16 protein-coding genes are annotated in these 18,219 nt (G+C 52.6%); 9 read left to right on the top strand and 7 right to left on the bottom strand.

What is annotated here, in order from left to right; all coding sequences use genetic code 11:
• Positions 1 to 24 precede the first annotated feature (24 nt).
• On the bottom strand, positions 25 to 213 hold the full coding sequence (locus tag ACAW87_RS23275) for a hypothetical protein (RefSeq protein ID WP_370726057.1): 189 nt from the start codon (positions 211 to 213) through the stop codon (positions 25 to 27).
• 487 nt (positions 214 to 700) lie between these two features.
• Between ACAW87_RS23275 and ACAW87_RS23270 the strand changes: the two genes are divergently transcribed.
• Complete coding sequence (locus ACAW87_RS23270) at positions 701 to 1,363, top strand: Uma2 family endonuclease (protein WP_370726056.1); 663 nt, start codon at positions 701 to 703, stop codon at positions 1,361 to 1,363.
• 121 nt (positions 1,364 to 1,484) lie between these two features.
• Positions 1,485 to 1,679, top strand: a complete 195-nt coding sequence (locus ACAW87_RS23265) for a hypothetical protein (protein WP_370726055.1) — start codon at positions 1,485 to 1,487, stop codon at positions 1,677 to 1,679.
• Positions 1,680 to 1,730: 51 nt separating this feature from the next.
• Here ACAW87_RS23265 and ACAW87_RS23260 read toward each other — a convergent pair whose 3' ends face one another.
• From ACAW87_RS23260 to ACAW87_RS23240, 5 genes are read right to left on the bottom strand one after another with little or no spacing between them, the layout of a single operon-like run.
• Positions 1,731 to 2,462 carry a hypothetical protein gene (locus ACAW87_RS23260; protein WP_370726054.1) on the bottom strand — a complete coding sequence of 244 codons (732 nt, stop codon included), beginning with the start codon at positions 2,460 to 2,462 and terminating at the stop codon, positions 1,731 to 1,733.
• A gap of 59 nt (positions 2,463 to 2,521) precedes the next feature.
• Positions 2,522 to 2,701, bottom strand: a complete 180-nt coding sequence (locus ACAW87_RS23255; RefSeq protein ID WP_370726053.1) for a hypothetical protein — start codon at positions 2,699 to 2,701, stop codon at positions 2,522 to 2,524.
• A gap of 40 nt (positions 2,702 to 2,741) precedes the next feature.
• Positions 2,742 to 4,073: a gluconate:H+ symporter gene (locus ACAW87_RS23250; RefSeq protein ID WP_370726052.1), complete on the bottom strand. Its 1,332-nt coding sequence runs from the start codon at positions 4,071 to 4,073 to the stop codon at positions 2,742 to 2,744.
• A gap of 56 nt (positions 4,074 to 4,129) precedes the next feature.
• Entirely contained in the window at positions 4,130 to 5,395 is a 1,266-nt protein-coding gene (locus tag ACAW87_RS23245; RefSeq protein ID WP_370726051.1) for an McrC family protein, read from the bottom strand.
• Between the two features lie 33 nt (positions 5,396 to 5,428).
• On the bottom strand, positions 5,429 to 6,310 hold the full coding sequence (locus tag ACAW87_RS23240) for an META domain-containing protein (protein WP_370726050.1): 882 nt from the start codon (positions 6,308 to 6,310) through the stop codon (positions 5,429 to 5,431).
• A 163-nt stretch (positions 6,311 to 6,473) separates the two neighbouring features.
• On the opposite strand from ACAW87_RS23240, the gene bshA reads away from it, so the two are divergent.
• From bshA to ACAW87_RS23205, 7 genes are all read left to right on the top strand, one after another.
• Positions 6,474 to 7,610 (top strand): N-acetyl-alpha-D-glucosaminyl L-malate synthase BshA, encoded by a 1,137-nt coding sequence (gene bshA, locus ACAW87_RS23235; protein ID WP_370726049.1) that lies wholly within the window; start codon positions 6,474 to 6,476, stop codon positions 7,608 to 7,610.
• Positions 7,611 to 7,706: 96 nt separating this feature from the next.
• The gene (locus ACAW87_RS23230) at positions 7,707 to 9,056 is read left to right on the top strand and encodes an NAD(P)/FAD-dependent oxidoreductase (RefSeq protein WP_370726048.1); all 1,350 of its coding nucleotides are present in this window, start codon (positions 7,707 to 7,709) and stop codon (positions 9,054 to 9,056) included.
• 74 nt (positions 9,057 to 9,130) lie between these two features.
• Positions 9,131 to 9,760 carry a sterol desaturase family protein gene (locus ACAW87_RS23225; RefSeq protein WP_370726047.1) on the top strand — a complete coding sequence of 210 codons (630 nt, stop codon included), beginning with the start codon at positions 9,131 to 9,133 and terminating at the stop codon, positions 9,758 to 9,760.
• Positions 9,761 to 9,878: 118 nt separating this feature from the next.
• Positions 9,879 to 11,081, top strand: a complete 1,203-nt coding sequence (locus ACAW87_RS23220) for a CaiB/BaiF CoA transferase family protein (protein WP_370726046.1) — start codon at positions 9,879 to 9,881, stop codon at positions 11,079 to 11,081.
• A 319-nt stretch (positions 11,082 to 11,400) separates the two neighbouring features.
• The gene (locus ACAW87_RS23215) at positions 11,401 to 13,065 is read left to right on the top strand and encodes a T9SS type B sorting domain-containing protein (RefSeq protein ID WP_370726045.1); all 1,665 of its coding nucleotides are present in this window, start codon (positions 11,401 to 11,403) and stop codon (positions 13,063 to 13,065) included.
• A gap of 100 nt (positions 13,066 to 13,165) precedes the next feature.
• The gene (locus tag ACAW87_RS23210) at positions 13,166 to 15,643 is read left to right on the top strand and encodes a carboxypeptidase regulatory-like domain-containing protein (protein ID WP_370726044.1); all 2,478 of its coding nucleotides are present in this window, start codon (positions 13,166 to 13,168) and stop codon (positions 15,641 to 15,643) included.
• A gap of 103 nt (positions 15,644 to 15,746) precedes the next feature.
• Complete coding sequence (locus tag ACAW87_RS23205) at positions 15,747 to 16,760, top strand: zinc-binding alcohol dehydrogenase family protein (RefSeq protein ID WP_370726043.1); 1,014 nt, start codon at positions 15,747 to 15,749, stop codon at positions 16,758 to 16,760.
• Between the two features lie 109 nt (positions 16,761 to 16,869).
• On the opposite strand, the gene ACAW87_RS23200 is transcribed toward ACAW87_RS23205, so the two are convergent.
• Complete coding sequence (locus ACAW87_RS23200) at positions 16,870 to 18,138, bottom strand: DNA polymerase Y family protein (RefSeq protein ID WP_370726042.1); 1,269 nt, start codon at positions 18,136 to 18,138, stop codon at positions 16,870 to 16,872.
• Positions 18,139 to 18,219: the final 81 nt, after the last annotated feature.

Below are 18,219 nucleotides of genomic sequence, written 5' to 3'. Positions count from 1 at the left end.
TGACTATCAGAAGCTTGTAAGGGGCTAATTCGACTCGTCGGGTTCTTCCTGAATGACCTTCAGAATAGCAAAAAAGCCAAGACCGCCCATGAGTAGCATAACCAGAAAACGGGTTTCCAACAAGCCTCGTAACTGAAACCCAGTATTATGAAATACAACGAAAAATACGGCCGCGAAATAAAGCACAGCGGCAAAGCGGGCTAGATTTTTCATGTATATCAGAGAAACTGTTGATCATCTGGTTATGAGGCTACAACTACTTTTTTAGAAGGTCGGTTTCACTTAGCTTACTCAGAAGGTAGCTGTTTAGGTAGTGTGTGTCGTCAGGTCCCCGACCTGACGTTTTTTTGGGTCCCCGGCTCGATCAAAGGCTACTCAGCGCTCGAAGAGCAAGCAAGAAGTGATCCACCTGCGGTGGTTGAGTTTATTGTAGATGGGTCGGGGACCCCTATAACTGTCAGGTCGGAGACCTGACAACACATTACCTAAACAGTTACCTCAGAAGATAGATGATTACTGCCTTTCTGAAGAGCCTAAGAAGAACTACTTCCGGAGTAATACAATAAGTAGCGAGTATAGCTGGTAACGTGGACAATCAGAATTTTCGGCGCAGAACTTGATCTTACTGCGTTGTTGACCAGCCGTATCGGCTGTCACGTCAGACAAAAATCGTATATTTGATAGACTACCGTAGTCTGCCATGACTGAACTACTGTATCAATTACTGAACACCCCGAAAGCTCCGCTGATCATTCAGCAAGCATTGGTGATTTTGAACAACGAAAACGAAAAACGTCGCTCTTTCTACGAATGGCTCGATGACGACATGAAAGCCGAGTTCATCAACGGTGAAATTGTGGTGCATTCCCCCGCGCTGAATCGGCACACAGAAGCGGTGATGAACCTTTCTTTGTTGCTGAATGTGTTCGTCACAAAGCAAAATCTGGGCCTCGTTCGGATGGAGAAAGCGTTGGTTGAGTTGACTCGCAACAGCTATGAGCCGGATGTTTGTTTCTGGGGTACAGCCAAATCAGCGCTGATTCAGCCTGACCAGTTGTATTATCCGGCACCTGATCTGGTCGTTGAAGTATTGTCGAAAAGCACCCAGAAGCATGATCGGGAAACGAAATTCATCGACTACGCCGCGCATGGTGTAGCCGAGTACTGGCTCGTTGACCCCCTCCGGCAACAGATCGAGTCGTTTACAATTGATGCCGATACCGACGAATACGAAGTGGCAGGTACGTATACTATCAAGCAAACCATTGCCAGTAAGGCCGTGCCGGGTTTTGCAATTCCTGTTCGCGCTGTTTTCGACAAAGCAGCGAATATGGACGCCCTTCAGCAGTTCATGAGCCGTTAACTGCTTTTCAGCCTGTAGAATAGGTAACGGGCCGCGCTTAGAACAAAGTGAGACAGAGCCGGTTAATTGAGCAGTGGTCGAAAAGTGACCAATTGTTCATTACACCAACCAATCAACGCGTATGAAAACGTTACTTCGCTTTTTACCCGTAGCCTTTGTGGCTTTTTTCTTCACCCTGTTCATGACCAGCTGCGATGCTATTGGCAGCATCTTCAAAGCTGGAGCCTACACGGGTATCATTGGCGTTATTGTCGTCATTGCGGTAGCTATCTGGTTATTATCCAAGCTGTTCGGCGGAGGAAGTCGTAATAGTTAACTTGAGCTGAACTACATAAAAAAGCCGAAACCTGAACGGGTTTCGGCTTTTTTAATATCTGGTTGGCCGTTCCTTTGTTTTCGTAGACTCTTTTCTCGGACGGGGTGGGTGAATAGGTGAGATGCGGTCTTTTTTGGTCAGAAATCGCCAGAAGTCGGTTGCCAGGGCGGGGTAAATTGTAACGCCGACACTGAAATATGTACCGTTGAAATTCTGGTTGATATCGGTTTGGAATATTGAGTAGCGGTAACCTAGTTGTGCGCTGAAGCCCACCCACCGGGTAGCACGCCAGTTGCCGAACGCACCCACCTGCAATGGCACAAAAAAACTGCGTTGTGTACGATCAATTTGTACATTCTGTCGCAACGTGCTTGGAATAGCATAGGCCACCCCGCCCCCGGCTTCTAGCGGTACACTGACCAGCCACCGATGGTTGTTGATGACGTTGATGCGATATTGGGCATTGATGAACCATAGGTCGGTCCGTGTGTAATAGTTGAGGTTGACGAGTTGGGCCGCGTTGCGTCGCCAGTCGATGAGGCGCAGGTACGAAGCGTAGCCCAGCCAGTAGTACCCAAGCGTTAATTGATGCCGTTTCTGACCAAACTCAATGCCGGCGTTGAGTCCCCACACATTTACCGGCTGGCGTTGGAGGAAAGAGTCCCGAAAATCGAGGTTAAAGGCGAATCGGGTTTTGGCCGGGCCAGCAGGTAGCGTGTCAGTAAGCGGAATACTGTCGGGGGGCGTAGTAAGCAGGAAAGTAGATAGGGCAAGCGCAATCATACAAGGAAATAACGGACAGAACCAGCTATGGGTTATCAAACCCGACTGAGGAACGTTGGCTAATTGCCTGACCGCCTCAGTAAACTAAGCCCTCGTATGAACAGAAATACCAGTAAACTGGCGATTGCTATCTTGATAGCAATTCGGTACAGCGGCAATTCCGGATCGGTGATGAAGCGAAAAATCAGGAACAGGATAACGGCGTATCCTGCGATGAAGTAAGCGGGTCTTTTTAGCATGATGATCGGTGAGGTTTGCCGTCTGCTTTAGCGGACGGAATCACAGAATAGCATTCAGCGTCAACACGCCCAATAGACCAACCACACCGACGATCGTTTCCATCACCGTCCAGGTACGTAGGGTATCGTTAATGCTGAGGTTGAAATACTCTTTGAACAGCCAAAAACCGGGATCGTTGATGTGCGACAGCATGAGGCTTCCCGCCCCGATTGCCAGCACCATCAGCTCTGGATTAACCCCCGTCTGACTTTGCAACAGCGGCATCATAATACCTGCCGTAGTCAGACCTGCAATAGTTGCTGAACCGACACACACGCGGATAATGGCGGCCATGACCCAGCCCAGCACCAGCGGCGGCATATTCAGTCCGGCCAACTGTTGCCCAATGTAAACGCTTGTTCCCGAGTCGTTGAAAATCTGTTTGAGCGCTCCGGCTCCGGCAATAACCAGCAAAATAGGGGAGGCTGCTTTGATGGCCTCTTCCAGCAGTTTCATCGACCGTTTCATGGTTTCGCCCCGCCGTAGCGACAGCGCATAGACCGCCACCAGTACCGATACGAGCATACCGATATAGGGTTCGCCAAGCAACGTCAGCACCTTGCCGCCAAGGGTTTGGTCGAGGCCCTGTGTTTTCAGATAACCGCGCAATGGGCCAAAAATAGTCAGCATCGCCACGGGCAACAGGGCTACGAAAAAGCTGATGCCCGCGCCCGGCAAGTCTGTTTTAGGTATTTCGTTCGGGTCGAATACTTCACGGTCGGGTTTGGGGTTGAACCGGCCCAGTGTTTTGCCAAACAACGGCCCGGCAACCACAATGGCCGGAATAGCCACCAGAATGCCGTAGAACAACGTTTTGCCCAGATCGGCCCCCAATTGACCCACCAGCGCAGCGGGCGAGGGGTGCGGCGGCAAATATCCGTGTGCTACCGACAAGGCCGACAGCATGGGAATAGCCACGGTCAGCATGGGTAGTTTAGTAGAAGCAGCAATGGTGAAAATGAGCGGCACCACGATGATGAACCCGGCATTATAGAACAGCGGAATACCGATGATAAAGCCCGCCAGCGCCAGTCCCCAGCGAATGTTCTTGATACCGAACAGGTCGATGAGTACGTTGGTGATGCGGCGGGCGGCTCCGCTTTCGGCCACTACCCGACCGAGCATAGCGCCGAAGCCAACAATCAGCACCAGATCGCCCAGGGTGCCGCCAATACCCGTCTGAATGGATTTACCAACGGCTCCGACATCCATACCCGCCGCCAGCCCGATGCTGATAGAAACCAGGATAAACGCAATGAACGTGTCGAGGTGAAAATACGCGATAAGAACAATCAGCGCCAGTATCCCGGCGAAGGTGAGCAGAAGAGGCATACAGAGGATTCGGTTTAGGAGCCTCCAAGATAGGGAGGTTTCGTGAATGCTTAACCTCAACCCAGGCAACCCAACAACGCCGCTATCTCATCATTCAGCGGTTTATCTAAATCGAAAGGCACTACGCGGAGGCGAAGGCTGGCGTCGTAGCCGAAGAGTTGAAGCGGCTCCCGAAATTGATCGTGAGCCGGGTAAATCAAGACCAGTTCGGTAGCGTCATACTTTTTGCCGTAAGCGTAGAGTTGGTACAAGTCGGCCTGCTCGATGCCGTAGTGACCCGATTGGTCATTAGCGTCCAGCGTTTTCCACTTCATATCCAGCACAATGGTGCGGTCGTTATGGCGCAGCAGCAGGTCGGGACGAAGCTTGAACCGAGGCGCACCGTTGTGGTCGTCGATTAGCCAGGCCGACGAATGCTGAATCTGCACGTCGGCCCCTGCCCGCCGAAAACCAGCAGAAACGTATTGCTCAAATACGCGCTCCATCGGAAAGAGCAGGCAATGCGCCACGTTCGGGCCAGCACACAGGCCCGGCCCCTGCCCGCGCAATAGCCAGTTGGCCCAGCGCAACGCGGGTTCATACGTCTTCAGTAACCGGGTACTAGTCTGGGTCAGTCCAGGCCGGGTACGTTGCAGATCGAGCGGCAGGTTGATTGGCTCCGACACCTCGGCCAGCGTGGTCAGCAGTTGGCGACAGCGGGTTTGGTTTGTTGTGGTCTTGGTACGTGTCGATACCACCTGCAACGCTTTTTTGAGCACCCGGTTAGCTGCAATATCAGGCGTGTGTTCGTCGTAGGTGACGGCTAATTGGTCAGGGCGAGGGTAGGGGCGACGTACCTGATCGGTTACCCGCAGTTTTCCGCGCAACGTAGATAGCGTATCGTCGTGCGCAACGTAATCACGGGCCAGTCCGCGGCCGAGTGCCTGGGCCGTTTCGCGCAGAAAGGCGTTGGTAAACACTTCCCACAAGGGTAACTGCTGCGCCCCAAACTGCCCCGAATCGAGTTGACGAAACGCCAGTTCGGGCAGGTGCCGCAGCAGCGTTGGCAAGTGACCGGCTTTGGGACGTACCTCCAGCGACATCCCGTTCGTGAACGCCAGCAGACCCACGTAGTTACGCCACGTCATTCGCTCGCGCCCTCGGTAGAGGTTGTAAGTCAATAAAGCGTCAGCGGTGGTGCTGTCTGTCCGGGTGGCTAGCTGCTTCACCGTGTCGAAGTCGACGTCGGGCAGCAACACATCGTCGGGCGTCGAGTCTTTATCGGGGTAGTCGCTGGCCCGGTGTAGCGTACCCCGTTCCGACAGGGTGTAGGTACGTTGCATAGAAGCAAGTTAGGAAGAAAGGGCTCTGACCTCTTAGTTTGCTTTCCCGCCAGCAGAATTTTCAGTGCGGAAAGTCATTACGTATTCGCCGTTGGCCAGTAGCGTAAGCCGGTCTTTACCAATCCGGAACAGGCTTGCCTGACCCAGCGCCGCCAGGTAATTAGCCTCAAAAGGGCTGCTACATTTTTTCGAGGCCATATCCTGGATGATAAACTGTATGTGGTCGCCTTCGGCCTGTACGTCGCCTTTCAGCTTGTTGCAACCGGTGTTTCCTGCCAATGCGTTATTCGCCAGATTGATTACGAGCTGTGGTAACTGCCCGTTCGGGAACTGAGCTGCCCGCACACGTTGCCCCCGTAATGTCTCTAGCACCCAGGTACCGTTCAGTCGGTCGCTGCCTTTTATAAAAGCGCCATGGCCAATGTATTTGCGGCCTCCGGTTTCAACCCGCACGGTATACGCATAGGTACGTCCCGTTGTGGTGTTTCTGAAAATGACGGGTTCAATATACACTTTTACACCCCCCAGTTTGGCTGGTGAGATTTTTCTGCCCAGTGAGGTGATGAGCGTACCTGATTCATTACGCACCGACCCGGAAGGGACATTCAGCAAGACGCCGTTCCCACCGCCAATGGGCTTCGGTTTAGGCATTGTAGCCAGTAGCGTTGAGCCACCCAAGGGCTTGAAAATGATTTGCTTCGAGAAATCTATGTCCATCGACCAACTAGCGGGAGAGATGCCTTCTGCTACAAAGTCAATGCCGGTTTTGCGCTTGTCGCGCCATGCCTCAGATTCGGGTAAGGTACTGGCTTTAGAGCGGTTGGCGGTAGACGAGGTGGTTCGGGAGGCCCGCTGACAGCCGTTCAGCGTGATCAGCCACACACTCAGCAAGCCCATTAATACTACTTGTTTCATACGCATTTCCTACAACGTTTATAGACTGTGTAGTAGTATGACATAAAACCGGGAGCAGATTGCCATTGTTGGCTACTACTTAACAAACGCATGATTTTGAGCACAACCTTTTAGGCTATTTTCGGTGTTGTGGAATGAGCCGCTTCACAATGCGGCCCGGCGCATGAAAATTGGTATAGTCTGTTACCCCACATTCGGGGGAAGTGGCGTAGTAGCCACAGAGTTGGGAAAAGGTCTTGCCAAGAATGGCCATCAGGTGCATTTTATCACCTACCAGCAACCGCAACGTCTCGATTTTTTCAACGAGAACGTATTCTATCACGAGGTTAACATTCCGTCGTACCCGCTTTTTCAGTATGCGCCCTACGAGTCGGCCCTGACGAGTACGATGGTGAACGTGGTGCTCAACGAAAATGTGGATCTGCTGCACGTTCACTACGCCATTCCGCATGCCTCGGCGGCCTACATGGCCAAAATGGTGCTGAAAACACGCGGACGAAATACGCCGGTGGTCACCACGCTGCATGGTACCGACGTAACGCTGGTAGGTAAAGACGCCTCCTACGAGCCGGTAGTGACGTTTAGCATCAACGAATCGGACGGGGTCACGGCGGTGTCGGAAAACTTGAAGCAGGAGACCTTTGAACACTTCGATATTAAGCGCGATATTGAAGTCATTCCCAACTTCATTGACCTCTCGCGGTTTAAACGGCAGCAGAAAGACCACTTCAAAATGGCCATTTGCCCCAACGGTGAAAAGCTACTTGTTCACACGTCCAATTTCCGGCGGGTAAAGCGGATGGACGACGCGGTAATGACGTTTTTCCACGTTCGGCAAACCATGCCCGTAAAGCTTCTGCTGATTGGTGATGGCCCTGAGCGCGCTCGTATTCAACAGCTTTGCCGCGAATTGGGTATTCTCGACGATGTTCGTTTTCTGGGTAAACTCGACGCTGTGGAAGAGGTACTATCAGTGGCCGATCTGTTTCTGATGCCTTCTGAAAATGAAAGTTTCGGTCTGGCCGCCCTGGAAGCAATGGCCTGCGAAGTGCCCGTTATTTCAACCAATGTGGGCGGACTGCCGGAGCTTAACCTTCACGGGGTAACCGGCTTTTTGAGCAATCTGGGTGATATTCCCGATATGGTGAAAAATGCGTTGTATATACTCGACGATGAACGCTTGCCTCAGTTTAAGGCCAATGCCCTCGCCCGGGCTAAACAATTCGAGATTTCAACTATTCTACCTATGTACGAAGCTCACTATGAGCGGGTACTTCATTCAGTAAACAGTAATCAGTAAACAGTTATCAGCGCTGCTTGGGTACGTTCTTGTCGCAGCGCTGATAACTGTTTACTGTTTACTGATTACTGTTTACTGATAACTGTTCACTGATCTATGAATCCAAACATACCTATTTCGGATCGGAAGCGTGTGGTGATTATCGGCGCGGGCTTTGGAGGGTTTACGCTGGCTCGTGATCTGGCACGCCGCAGTGAATTTCAGGTGGTCTTGCTCAACAAGCACAACTACCACGAGTTTCAGCCGCTGTATTATCAGGTAGCTACGGCCGGGCTGGAAGCAAACTCCATTCTGTTTCCACTACGGGCGGCTCTGGGCGATAATCCCAACGTACATATCCGGGTAACCGGCATGACGGCCATTCGATCTGCTGACAAAGAAATTGATACCGAAATCGGACCAATCGGTTACGATTTTCTGGTGCTGGCGATGGGAGCCGATACCAATTTTTTTGGTCAGCGAAATATCATCGACCATGCCCTGCCGATGAAATCGGTGCAGGAAGCGATTGCCCTGCGAAATCGATTACTTCAGAATTTTGAAGAAGCGCTGTGTGCACAAACAGAAGACGAGATAAACGGCCTCATGGATGTGGTGGTGGTCGGCGGCGGACCAACGGGCGTCGAACTCTGCGGTACGCTGGCCGAACTGCGCAAGACTGTGTTACCCCGCGATTATCCCGAACTGGACTTCCGGGGCATGGATATTCACCTCATTGAATCGGGAGGTGAACTGCTGGGGCCTATGTCGGAGCACGCGCAAAAACGAGCGCTCGATTACTTGCAGGAACTGGGCGTAGATGTGCGGCTCAACACCCGCGTGAAAGACTTCGATGGCCGAACAGTGCTCATGAACGATGGCACTATGCTACGCACCAATAACCTGATCTGGGCGGCGGGCGTAAAGGCTAATACCCCCACTGGCATACCCGCAGAAGCCGTTGGTAGAGGCGGACGACTGCTCGTCAATCGGTTCAATCAGGTGCAGGGATTCACCGATATATTCGCAGTAGGTGATCTGGCGCTGATGGCAGAAGGTGAAACCTGGCCCGATGGGCATCCGCAGATAGCTCAGCCCGCTATTCAGCAGGGAAAGCTACTGTCGAAAAACCTGACGCTGCTCACGCGGGGCGGGCAACCGGTGCCGTTCACCTACAATGACCTGGGTTCAATGGCTACCATTGGCCGGGGGCTGGCGGTGGTTGATTTGCCATTCATAAAGTTTGGCGGTTTTCTGGCCTGGCTTATCTGGCTGTTCGTACACCTGATGGCTATTCTGGGTGTTAAGAACCGCTTACTGATTTTCATCAACTGGATGTGGAATTATTTAACATACAATCAATCGTTACGTTTAATTATTAAACCCAAGTTACCGAAATCTTTATTGGATGTTCCAAAGGAACGATTAAACGATTCGGTGGAAGTGACCAAAACAAAGGCTATTTAGTCAATTTGGTTGACTGTTTGGAACATTGAAAAACCAAAATCGGTTATTTTTGCCAAAGCCGAACGACTCACATTATGCAACTTGAAGAATATAAAGCCATTCACAGCCGCCCTAAAAACAACGGCTCCAAGAAACTTTTCGACAATCCGGTTCTCGAATACCTGTCGCGTACACACATCGCTGTGCCTATCACTATGTGGCTGACCTTGTCAGCTTTTCTGGGTTGGTATGCCTTCACGTATACCGATATGACCACGGGGCGTATTGCCGGGTTATTCGTTACAGGTTTGTTTGTGTTCACCATTTTTGAATACGTGCTACACCGCTACCTGTATCACCTGGCTCCCACAACGCCGCAACGCGCCAAAATCCAGTATACGTTTCACGGCGTTCACCACGAATACCCGAAAGATAAAACCCGCCTGGCTATGCCTCCGGCGCTGGCGATCATTGTTGCCGCGGCGTTTTTTGGTTTGTTTTTCGTGTTGATGGGTGAAGCCGCCTATGCCTTTTTTCCCGGCTTCATGGTGGGGTATACAGGCTATCTGTCAGTTCACTTCATTGTGCATGCTTATCCACCGCCAAAGAATTTCTTCAAACAGCTTTGGATCAATCACAGTGTACACCACTATAAAAATCCAGAGAGTAACTACGGCGTATCGTCGCCTGTTTGGGACTATATCTTTAATTCGTTTCAGAAATAACCCTTTCGAAACGTACCTGCAATCCCCGCCGGAAAATCATTCCAGCGGGGATTTTTTGTGGGTAGTCAATACACTCGCTCCCCAAAATCTCAAATCCGAAATACCGTAACTTGCCTGTATGTCACAAACTCTCCCTACAGGCCCGTTGCAGGGGCTGCGTATTCTCGACCTTACCCGACTGCTGCCTGGTCCGCTCGGTACCATGCTCATGGCCGATATGGGTGCGGAGGTAATCAAGGTCGAACATCCCGACAGTCTCGATTATGTACTCATGTTTCCGCCTTACCTGAATGGAGAGTCGGCTCATTACCTGGCCTATAACCGCTCAAAAAAGAGCGTATTGCTCGATTATACCACCAACGAAGGTCGCGAAAAGTTTCTGAAACTGATTGAAACCGCCGATGTATTGGTGGAGCAGTTTCGGCCTGGTCATCTCGACAGGCTGGGGCTTGGGTACGCTGTGGCCCGGGCCCGTAATCCGAAAATTATCTACGTATCGGTGACGGGCTATGGCCAAACGGGGCCGTATGCGCATCTGGCTGGTCACGACCTAAACTACCTTGGGCTATCGGGCGTGCTTGGCCTAACGGGCGAACCAGACCAGGCACCGGTGGTGCCCGGCGTTCAACTGGCCGATATTGCAGGTGGCTCATACGGTTGCGTGATGGCTACGCTGGCGGCGGTGTATGCCAGGCAGCAAACCGGTGAAGGGCAGCAGGTCGATGTGTCGATGACCGACTGTGTGATGCCCCTGTTGTCGGTAGCCTATGCCTTATTTGCCGGAACGGGTGACCCCGATAAGTCGGGACAGACTATGCCCGAACGCGGCCGAATGCCATTATCGGGTGGGCAGCCCAACTATGGCGTCTACCGGTGTTGCAACGATGACGGTGAGGCCACGCCCAGGTACGTGGCATTGGGTACACTGGAGCCAAAATTCTGGCAGAAATTCTGTGCCCTTACCAACCGACCCAACTGGCTGGGCTTTATGTTGCCACAGCCGCCCAGCGAGGTCGCAGAATGCCGCAGACAGATTCAGACCCTGATGGCTGAACGTACCCAGGCTGAATGGGTGCAACTGGGTATTGACCATGACCTGCTCATCACGCCCGTTCTGACGCTCGACCAACTGGCTGATGATCCGCACCTGCAAGCCCGCCAAATGGTGGTAACACAGCATCACCCGGTAGCCGGGCCGGTGGCGGGTGTTGGGGTGCCTATCAAATTTTCGGTAACGCCCGCCCACCCCGCCGGACCCGCCCCAATGGTGGGTGCCCACACTGAGGCGATACTGACCAATTTGGGCAATAGACTGGTATAATAGAGTTAGTCGATTGCATTTAAAGTACATGTAGATACATTTTGTTGATCTATTGAATAGGTAGAGAGACTAAAATTCCTCTGGCATGGTTTATGATGTTCTGGCGCACCCGGAAGTAGGTCAGCTATCAGAGCAGGTTGTTATGGTTAAATGGAGCGAATAGCCACTTATACACTCGTAGAGCCTGTTAACACCCTATCTGTGTAAGCTTGGCATGAATTTTCGTCACAGTAATAGTAGGTAAGTGTAAATCAGTAAAGGCTTGGTGAAAACATATACATTAAAGGTTATTTGGTTGACGATACTCGGCTGGCTAGCTATGGCTACCGCTGTGTTGGCTGGGGAACTACCAACCGGCACGGCGCCCGGTTCACTTACGTGTCAGCCTCCCGGTCCTCCCATCATAAATGGGGAACGGGCTACCGTATGTCGGGGAGAAACCGTCGCTTTAACCGCTACGGGCTGTTTAGGTACTGTGATCTGGTCAACGGGAGAGCAGGGGGCAGGTGTTCGGGTAACACCCTATCAAACAACACGCTATACCGCCGTTTGTCGGCTACCCGATGGGTGCGTCAGTTGTTTCGCCGAAGCGTATACCGTTACGGTGGGTACTCCCGAAGCGCCTAAAGTAACTACAGAGACTCCGGTGATTTGTGCGGGAGATGCCGCCACGCTGGTTGCCGCCAATTGTAGCGGTACTGTTCAATGGTCAGATGGCTCTTTGATTGGAAGCAGTCGGACGGTGCAGGTGGAACAAACGACGGTTTTTCAGGCTACCTGCGTCAAAGCGGGCTGTGCAAGCTCCCCTTCTGCGCCTTTAACCCTGCGCGTATCAATGCCCACTGTACCCGTGCTAACGAGGTTATCGGGCGGAAACGAGGTTTGTACCGGGCAGTCTGTGCAGTTAAACGCCGGGCAGTGTGCCGGTGAGGTGCGCTGGTCTGACGGTGGCCTTGGCGTAGACCGTACCTTAACCGCTAGCCAAACGCTGCGCCTTAGGGCTGTGTGCCGGGTAGGTACGTGCCAGAGCGATAGTTCTAACGTGCTGACCATTTCGGTGCAGCCCGCGCGCGTCACTCCACTGCTGCGTACTACGGTACAGAATGTATGCCCTTTTCTGACAGCCGATTTGGCCCAGGCCATTGGTGAGTCGTTTCAACCGGCCTTGACCTACACCTTCAGAACAGGCCCTGCGCCCGACGCTGCCGAGGTATCGTCGCCGGGAGCGGTGCTGTCGGGTATTTATTACATATCAGCGCGTACGTTCGAAGGTTGCCTAAGCCGGCCCGTAGCCGTGTCGGTTGTGATTACGCCCTGTGCCAACGGTATTGCGCCTTGCCTCAGTAACCCGCCTACGCTTAGTCTGTCGCTCGATACGCTGGATCAGAAGCGGGGTCTGGTGTGCCTGAAAGCGCGCCTGCGGGGCATGAATGCAACGGATATTCAACTAGACTCGGCCTGGACTTGCTCGGGAACGGGCCTGTTTACGGGCCAGCAAACGTTGCAACCCCGTTATGTTGCTTCAGAAGCAGACCGGCAAAAAGGAACGGTAACGTTTGCCATTAACACACCCGACCCCGATGGGGCTGGCCCCTGTGTACCGGGTGCCGCCCGGTTGGCCGTAGTGCTGTCGGGATCGGCTCTGGTAAACCCAGATAGCACCAATGTGGTGATCAAACTCCCTGACGAGCCGGAAGTTGGTCGTGTATTTATTCCGGAAGGCTTTTCCCCCAATGGCGATGGTATCAACGACCGTTTTGTCATTCAGGGCGTACCGGCAATGGCCACCGTTGACCTGACCATCTTTAATCGGTGGGGGCACCAGGTTTATGCCGATGCCAACTATAAAAACGACTGGGAAGGCCAGGCAAATCAGGGGATTCGCCCGACATCGAGTCAGGGACTGCCCGATGGAACCTACTTCTATGTAGTACGCATCAGCGACGGTCGCGAGTATGTCCGTTTTTTAACTATAGCCCGTTAATCGTATATCCGACTAAACCTTTAGACAAACTCGTTAATTTTGAGTGCTGTTCTTTTTATTAACGTTATAGCACGACGAGATTAACCTTGAATCAGTACCTATGAGACGGTTTTTTTATCTAACTATCTGCCTGCTTTTGTTGGGTTCCGGCCTACGTGTTGCTGGCCAAACCCCCCAACCCGACTCATTGCTTATTCAGGCCGACCGGATGCTGAGCTATAAAGCGTATGGGCGTGCGATAGATCTCTATACTCAGTTGCTTAGTCATCCTAAATTGACGTCAGCGCAACGCAGTGGTGTGCAGTCCTCACTGGCGCAGGCCTACCGGGCAGTTGGCGACAACGTAAAAGCCGAGCGTATGTTTCGGGAGTGGGCAACGGCCGTAGGTACCGGTCAGGAACAACCTGCGGTGATGCTTGCTTATGCGCAAACGCTGGCCAGTAACGGTAAATTCAAGGAAGCCCAGGCACAGTTTGATCGCTACGAAGTGCTTAAAGAGCAACAACGTACCCGCCGTTTGCCTACCATACCCACCGCCGCCGGTGGTCGCCCTGCGGGTGCCCGTGGCGAAGTGGTGCGGTATGAAATCGAAGACCTTAGCCTCAACACGAGCAACGAAGAGTTCAGCCCTATGTTTTACCGCGACGGACTCGTGTATGTGGCTGGTAGCAAAGGAGGTTCTACCATTGAAACCAGTGGTAGTGGCGGTGGTGCCGGTTACCTCGATTTGGTTTACGTACCCAGCCTGGCGCAGCTTACGGCCAAACGGAAATTCAATGCCGATGGCGAAGTGGTGCCGATCAAAAAAGAACCGGCCGCGCGGGCAACAGCAGGTAACCGACTTGGTACCGATCAATACACGTCACGTACGGCCAACGACTCGCGTACGGCGGGCAATTTCGACGGGGGCATCAAAGTGGCGCAGGGGCTTGGTTACGATAAGAGGCCAATGGCCGCCGATAAACAGTTTGAGCAGTCGCTGAATACGAAATACCACGAAGGACCGGCTACTTTTTCGGCCAACGGCGAGCAGATCATCTTTACCCGTAACAACTACAATAACGGCAAAGCCAAAACCAGCGAAGAGAATGTTAACACGCTGAAGCTGTACACTGCCCGACAAGTCAACGGTGCATGGGCCGACATAACTGAGCTTCCCTTCAATAGCGACGATTATGCGGTGGGGCATCCGGCGTTGTGTAAAGGCCGTGACGGTACACCCGATCAGTTGCTGTACTTTGTTTCGAATATGCCCGGTGGAATAGGCGGAACCGACTTGTACGTGTCGCGCTGGATTAACAACCGCTGGAGCGAACCAGTCAATCTGGGGCCAACCATCAATACAAAAGGAAACGAGTTGTTCCCGTTTGCCGACGAAAACGGGAATCTGTATTTCTCAAGTGATGGCCGGCGCGGACTGGGTGGACTGGACGTTTTCTACGCCGCCATGGAGGGTATCACGGTGAAAGCTATAGAAACAATCGATGCGCCCATCAACACCAATGCCGACGATTATGGCCTCATTACCGACGGTATGCGCCGCACAGGCTATTTCAGCAGTAACCGTAACGGATCTGACGATGTATTTCGGTTTACCCGCGAGAGTTCACTTTTCGGGTGCCGTGACCTCACCATCCGGGTGTTCGATGTGGCCACCGATATGCCCGTCGATAGTGCCGTGGTAACCGCCAAAGCAAAACGCGTTGGCCAAACCGATCAGGTGCTTGTCGTTGATGCCGACGGTATGGTACGCTTGTGTGTAGAGGCCGAGAGCGACTATCTCTTCACCGCCTCGCGCGATGGCTACATCAACAGCACTATTGGCCTGTCGACCCTGGCCCTCACCGATGATCAGCCTTCGCGGCTCGAGATCTCGATGATGAAACCGACCATGATTATCGATACCGTGTTCACGGAAGCTGTTAAGCCATCTCGTCCGCTCACCAGTTCACGAATTCGAGGCGTAGTGCTTGGCGAACGCGACGGGTCTCCGATTGAAGGGGTCATCATGCGGCTCAAAAATGACTGTACCGGGAAGATCGACTTTGTGACGACTGGCTCCGATGGTACCTACGAATTTGATATCCTGGAAGGTTGCGACTACACCCTTACCGCCAGTAAGCCACTCTATGGAACCAGCGTCAGTAAGGTAGCCCGGGTGGCCAAAAAATCGAAGCCGAAAGAGTTTGTGAAAACGGTTAAAATGCTGCACGTGGGCGACGTAGTATCGATGGATAATATCTACTACGACCTTGGTAATGCAACGATCCGCCCCGACGCTGCCCGCGAAATAAACAAGATGCTGGCTACCATGCGCCGGTATCCGTCGCTGGTTATCGAAATTCGGTCGCATACCGACAGCCGGGGCGAAGCGGCGGCCAATAAAGAATTATCAACGCGCCGGGCAAGGGCGGTGGTTGACTATCTGGCCTCAAAAGGCATCAGCCGTAGCCGGATGATGGCCTCGGGTTATGGCGAGTCGATGTTGGTCAACAATTGTACGGATGGCGTAATCTGCACCGAAAACGAACATCAGCGCAACCGGCGCACCGAGTTCAAAGTGCTGGCCATCAAATAGGCTTACCAAAAACAAATCTGTCCTACTCCTAATCTCTCACTACCGACGATTCATTTGCTGGCTATTTGTGTTGATTCAAGCACTGAGATCAATACAAACACATATGAAAGCAGTAGGATTCAAAACATCATTGCCCATTACCGACGACGCCAGTTTTATCGACGTCGAGATTGACAAGCCCGTTCCGGGTGACCGCGATTTGCAGGTGAAGATCAGTGCCGTATCGGTCAACCCGGTCGATTTTAAAATTCGGCAGAACTCAGCCAAAGACACGGTACTGGAGCAGCCCAAAATCATTGGCTGGGATGCCGTTGGTATTGTTGAGGCCGTAGGCAGTGCCGTAACGCTGTTCAAGGTGGGCGACGCCGTGTATTACGCTGGTGATATCACTAAATCGGGTAGCAATGCCGAATACCAGGTGATCGACGAGCGAATTGTGGGCAAAAAGCCAGGTACGTTGTCAGACGAAGCGGCTGCCGCCATGCCGTTGACGGCCCTGACGGCCTGGGAAATTTTCTTCGACCGGATGCGGCTGTCGCCCGAGCGCGACCGGAACAAGACGTTGCTTATTATTGGCGGAGCCGGGGGCGTAGGGTCTATCGCCATTCAGCTGGCCAAAAAACTACTTGGCCTGCACGTGATCGCTACCGCGTCGCGCCCCGAAACCAGTGAGTGGTGTAAAAAGATGGGTGCCGATCTGGTTGTGAACCACCGAAATCTCGTCGATGAAGTTCGCAACGCCGGTTTTAAGCAGGTCGATTACATCGTTGATTTTGTGGATACCAACGCCTATTGGGATGCCATGGCCGAGTTGATCAAGCCACAGGGCCATATTGCCTCTATTACCGGAAGCGCTGCGCCTGTGGTGCTGAATAAACTCAAAAGTAAAAGCGTTAGCTTCTCATGGGAATTGATGTTCACGCGCTCTTCGTTCCAGACCGACGATATGATCGAGCAACATCGTATTCTGAATCGCGTGGCCGACTTGCTCGATGAGGGTGTGCTGGAGCCAACGCTGACCCAAACCCTGTACGGTTTAACGGCCGACACCCTGAAACAGGCCCACGCACAACTTGAATCGGGAACCACGATTGGTAAACTGGTCATCTCATTCTAAGTACAGTAGTCTGCTACGTTAACTATCTGAAACAGCAACGCTTTTGTCGTCCTGACCGCACCGGCGGACTGGTCGGGATGACAAAAGCGTTGCTAGTTTGAGGCAAGAATTACCAATCGTGCAGGTCTTTGATAGAGCCAAACCCGATGAGGTCTGTTAGCTTGTCGTCGCGGAGTTCGGTAGCGCGCATGATGCTATTCTTCCCGAACCGATCGTTGATGGCGTGCAGCGTTTGTCTGAACTTGTCTTTCCGGGTATTGTCTTCAAACAGCGTATACTGAATGTGATCGGCCGGAATAAAGTCACCGACGCCCACGCCAATCTGTCGTACGTCATTATTCAGCAGAGGGCCACAGCGGTGCGCGTCCTCATAGCGTCGCATTCGGCTACGAAGCAGATCGAAGAGGTCAATGCCATCCTGCATCGGGATGGTAAAGGTTAGGCCGTCTTCGTAGCGCTTGTCGTTGTGGTAACGTACCCATCCCTGCAACCGCCGGCAAAAAAACTGCTGATGTACCATGCGACGTTCCAACGTCAGGCAAAGGGTACGTAGAATCGTTTCCAGAGCTTCGCTCGAAGTTCGTTGCGCCGACGACACCGACCGAATAGCCTGCATCTGTTTGTAGGCATGCGTAGCTAGGTCAACTTCGCCGCCAAAATTGAGCCGCAGGTGCCAATGCCAACCAATAATGCTTTTGCAAACCAGTTTCAGGCGGTCGGGCGAGGCGTAGCGTAGTTCGAGGGGTGTATTGATACCACCTGCCTGGAGCCGGGCAGCCATATTATGGCCAATGCCAGGCAGATCGGTTAAGCTCAACGTACCCAGCACTTCATCAATGTTGGCGGGTGAAATAGTGACCAGCCCGTCCGGCTTTTTGAGGTTCGAGGCCAGTTTTGCCAGAAACGCATTAGGAGCAATGCCGATCGAACAGCGCAGATAGTCGCCCACATCGCTGCGAATAGCCTGTTTGATGCGTTGCGCTACCTCGGGCATGCTTTTGTAGGCCAGTTGATAACGGGTCAGATCAATAACGGCTTCGTCGATGCTCTTGGGAAGCACGTCGTCGGAAAACCATTTAAACACGTTGATGAGTTTTACGTGGTAAGCGCGGTATCGGTCGGGGCTTGTTTCAACCGGCACCAGATCGGGGCAAAGGGCCATGGCTTCGTCGAGGCGCATACCAGTTTTCACTCCCTTTTGCTTGGCTTCAATCGAAGGAGCAATTACGCAGCCCCGCGCCCCGGTGTATACGCATACCGCTATCGGTCGCCCGCGTAACCAATAGTTATCCTGCTGTTCGCAACTGGCGAAAAAGCTGTTCATATCGACAAAAAGCACCGTTGGCTCAAGATGGGTACGCAGGCGGTTGTCATTCATGAAATATCAGCTAAAACTCACAGAATATGCTTTCCTTTTGATAGTATTTTGTCGTAAACTTGCATAGGAACGGTGCAATAT

Origin of the sequence: Fibrella aquatica, from assembly GCF_041321135.1 — a bacterium.
GTDB lineage: Bacteria > Bacteroidota > Bacteroidia > Cytophagales > Spirosomataceae > Fibrella > Fibrella aquatica.
Note: the sequence above shows the minus strand (reverse complement) of the source record. Positions and strands in the feature narration are given on the sequence as shown.

Coding starts and splice junctions, on each gene's coding strand:
- ACAW87_RS23225 (WP_370726047.1), top strand. CDS start 9,131: ATGCAACTTGAAGAATATAAAGCCATTCACAGCCGCCCTAAAAACAAC.
- ACAW87_RS23265 (WP_370726055.1), top strand. CDS start 1,485: ATGAAAACGTTACTTCGCTTTTTACCCGTAGCCTTTGTGGCTTTTTTC.
- ACAW87_RS23250 (WP_370726052.1), bottom strand. CDS start 4,073: ATGCCTCTTCTGCTCACCTTCGCCGGGATACTGGCGCTGATTGTTCTT.
- ACAW87_RS23200 (WP_370726042.1), bottom strand. CDS start 18,138: ATGAATGACAACCGCCTGCGTACCCATCTTGAGCCAACGGTGCTTTTT.
- ACAW87_RS23215 (WP_370726045.1), top strand. CDS start 11,401: ATGGCTACCGCTGTGTTGGCTGGGGAACTACCAACCGGCACGGCGCCC.
- ACAW87_RS23275 (WP_370726057.1), bottom strand. CDS start 213: ATGAAAAATCTAGCCCGCTTTGCCGCTGTGCTTTATTTCGCGGCCGTA.
- ACAW87_RS23245 (WP_370726051.1), bottom strand. CDS start 5,395: ATGCAACGTACCTACACCCTGTCGGAACGGGGTACGCTACACCGGGCC.
- ACAW87_RS23220 (WP_370726046.1), top strand. CDS start 9,879: ATGTCACAAACTCTCCCTACAGGCCCGTTGCAGGGGCTGCGTATTCTC.
- ACAW87_RS23260 (WP_370726054.1), bottom strand. CDS start 2,462: ATGATTGCGCTTGCCCTATCTACTTTCCTGCTTACTACGCCCCCCGAC.
- bshA (WP_370726049.1), top strand. CDS start 6,474: ATGAAAATTGGTATAGTCTGTTACCCCACATTCGGGGGAAGTGGCGTA.
- ACAW87_RS23270 (WP_370726056.1), top strand. CDS start 701: ATGACTGAACTACTGTATCAATTACTGAACACCCCGAAAGCTCCGCTG.
- ACAW87_RS23255 (WP_370726053.1), bottom strand. CDS start 2,701: ATGCTAAAAAGACCCGCTTACTTCATCGCAGGATACGCCGTTATCCTG.
- ACAW87_RS23205 (WP_370726043.1), top strand. CDS start 15,747: ATGAAAGCAGTAGGATTCAAAACATCATTGCCCATTACCGACGACGCC.
- ACAW87_RS23240 (WP_370726050.1), bottom strand. CDS start 6,310: ATGAAACAAGTAGTATTAATGGGCTTGCTGAGTGTGTGGCTGATCACG.
- ACAW87_RS23230 (WP_370726048.1), top strand. CDS start 7,707: ATGAATCCAAACATACCTATTTCGGATCGGAAGCGTGTGGTGATTATC.
- ACAW87_RS23210 (WP_370726044.1), top strand. CDS start 13,166: ATGAGACGGTTTTTTTATCTAACTATCTGCCTGCTTTTGTTGGGTTCC.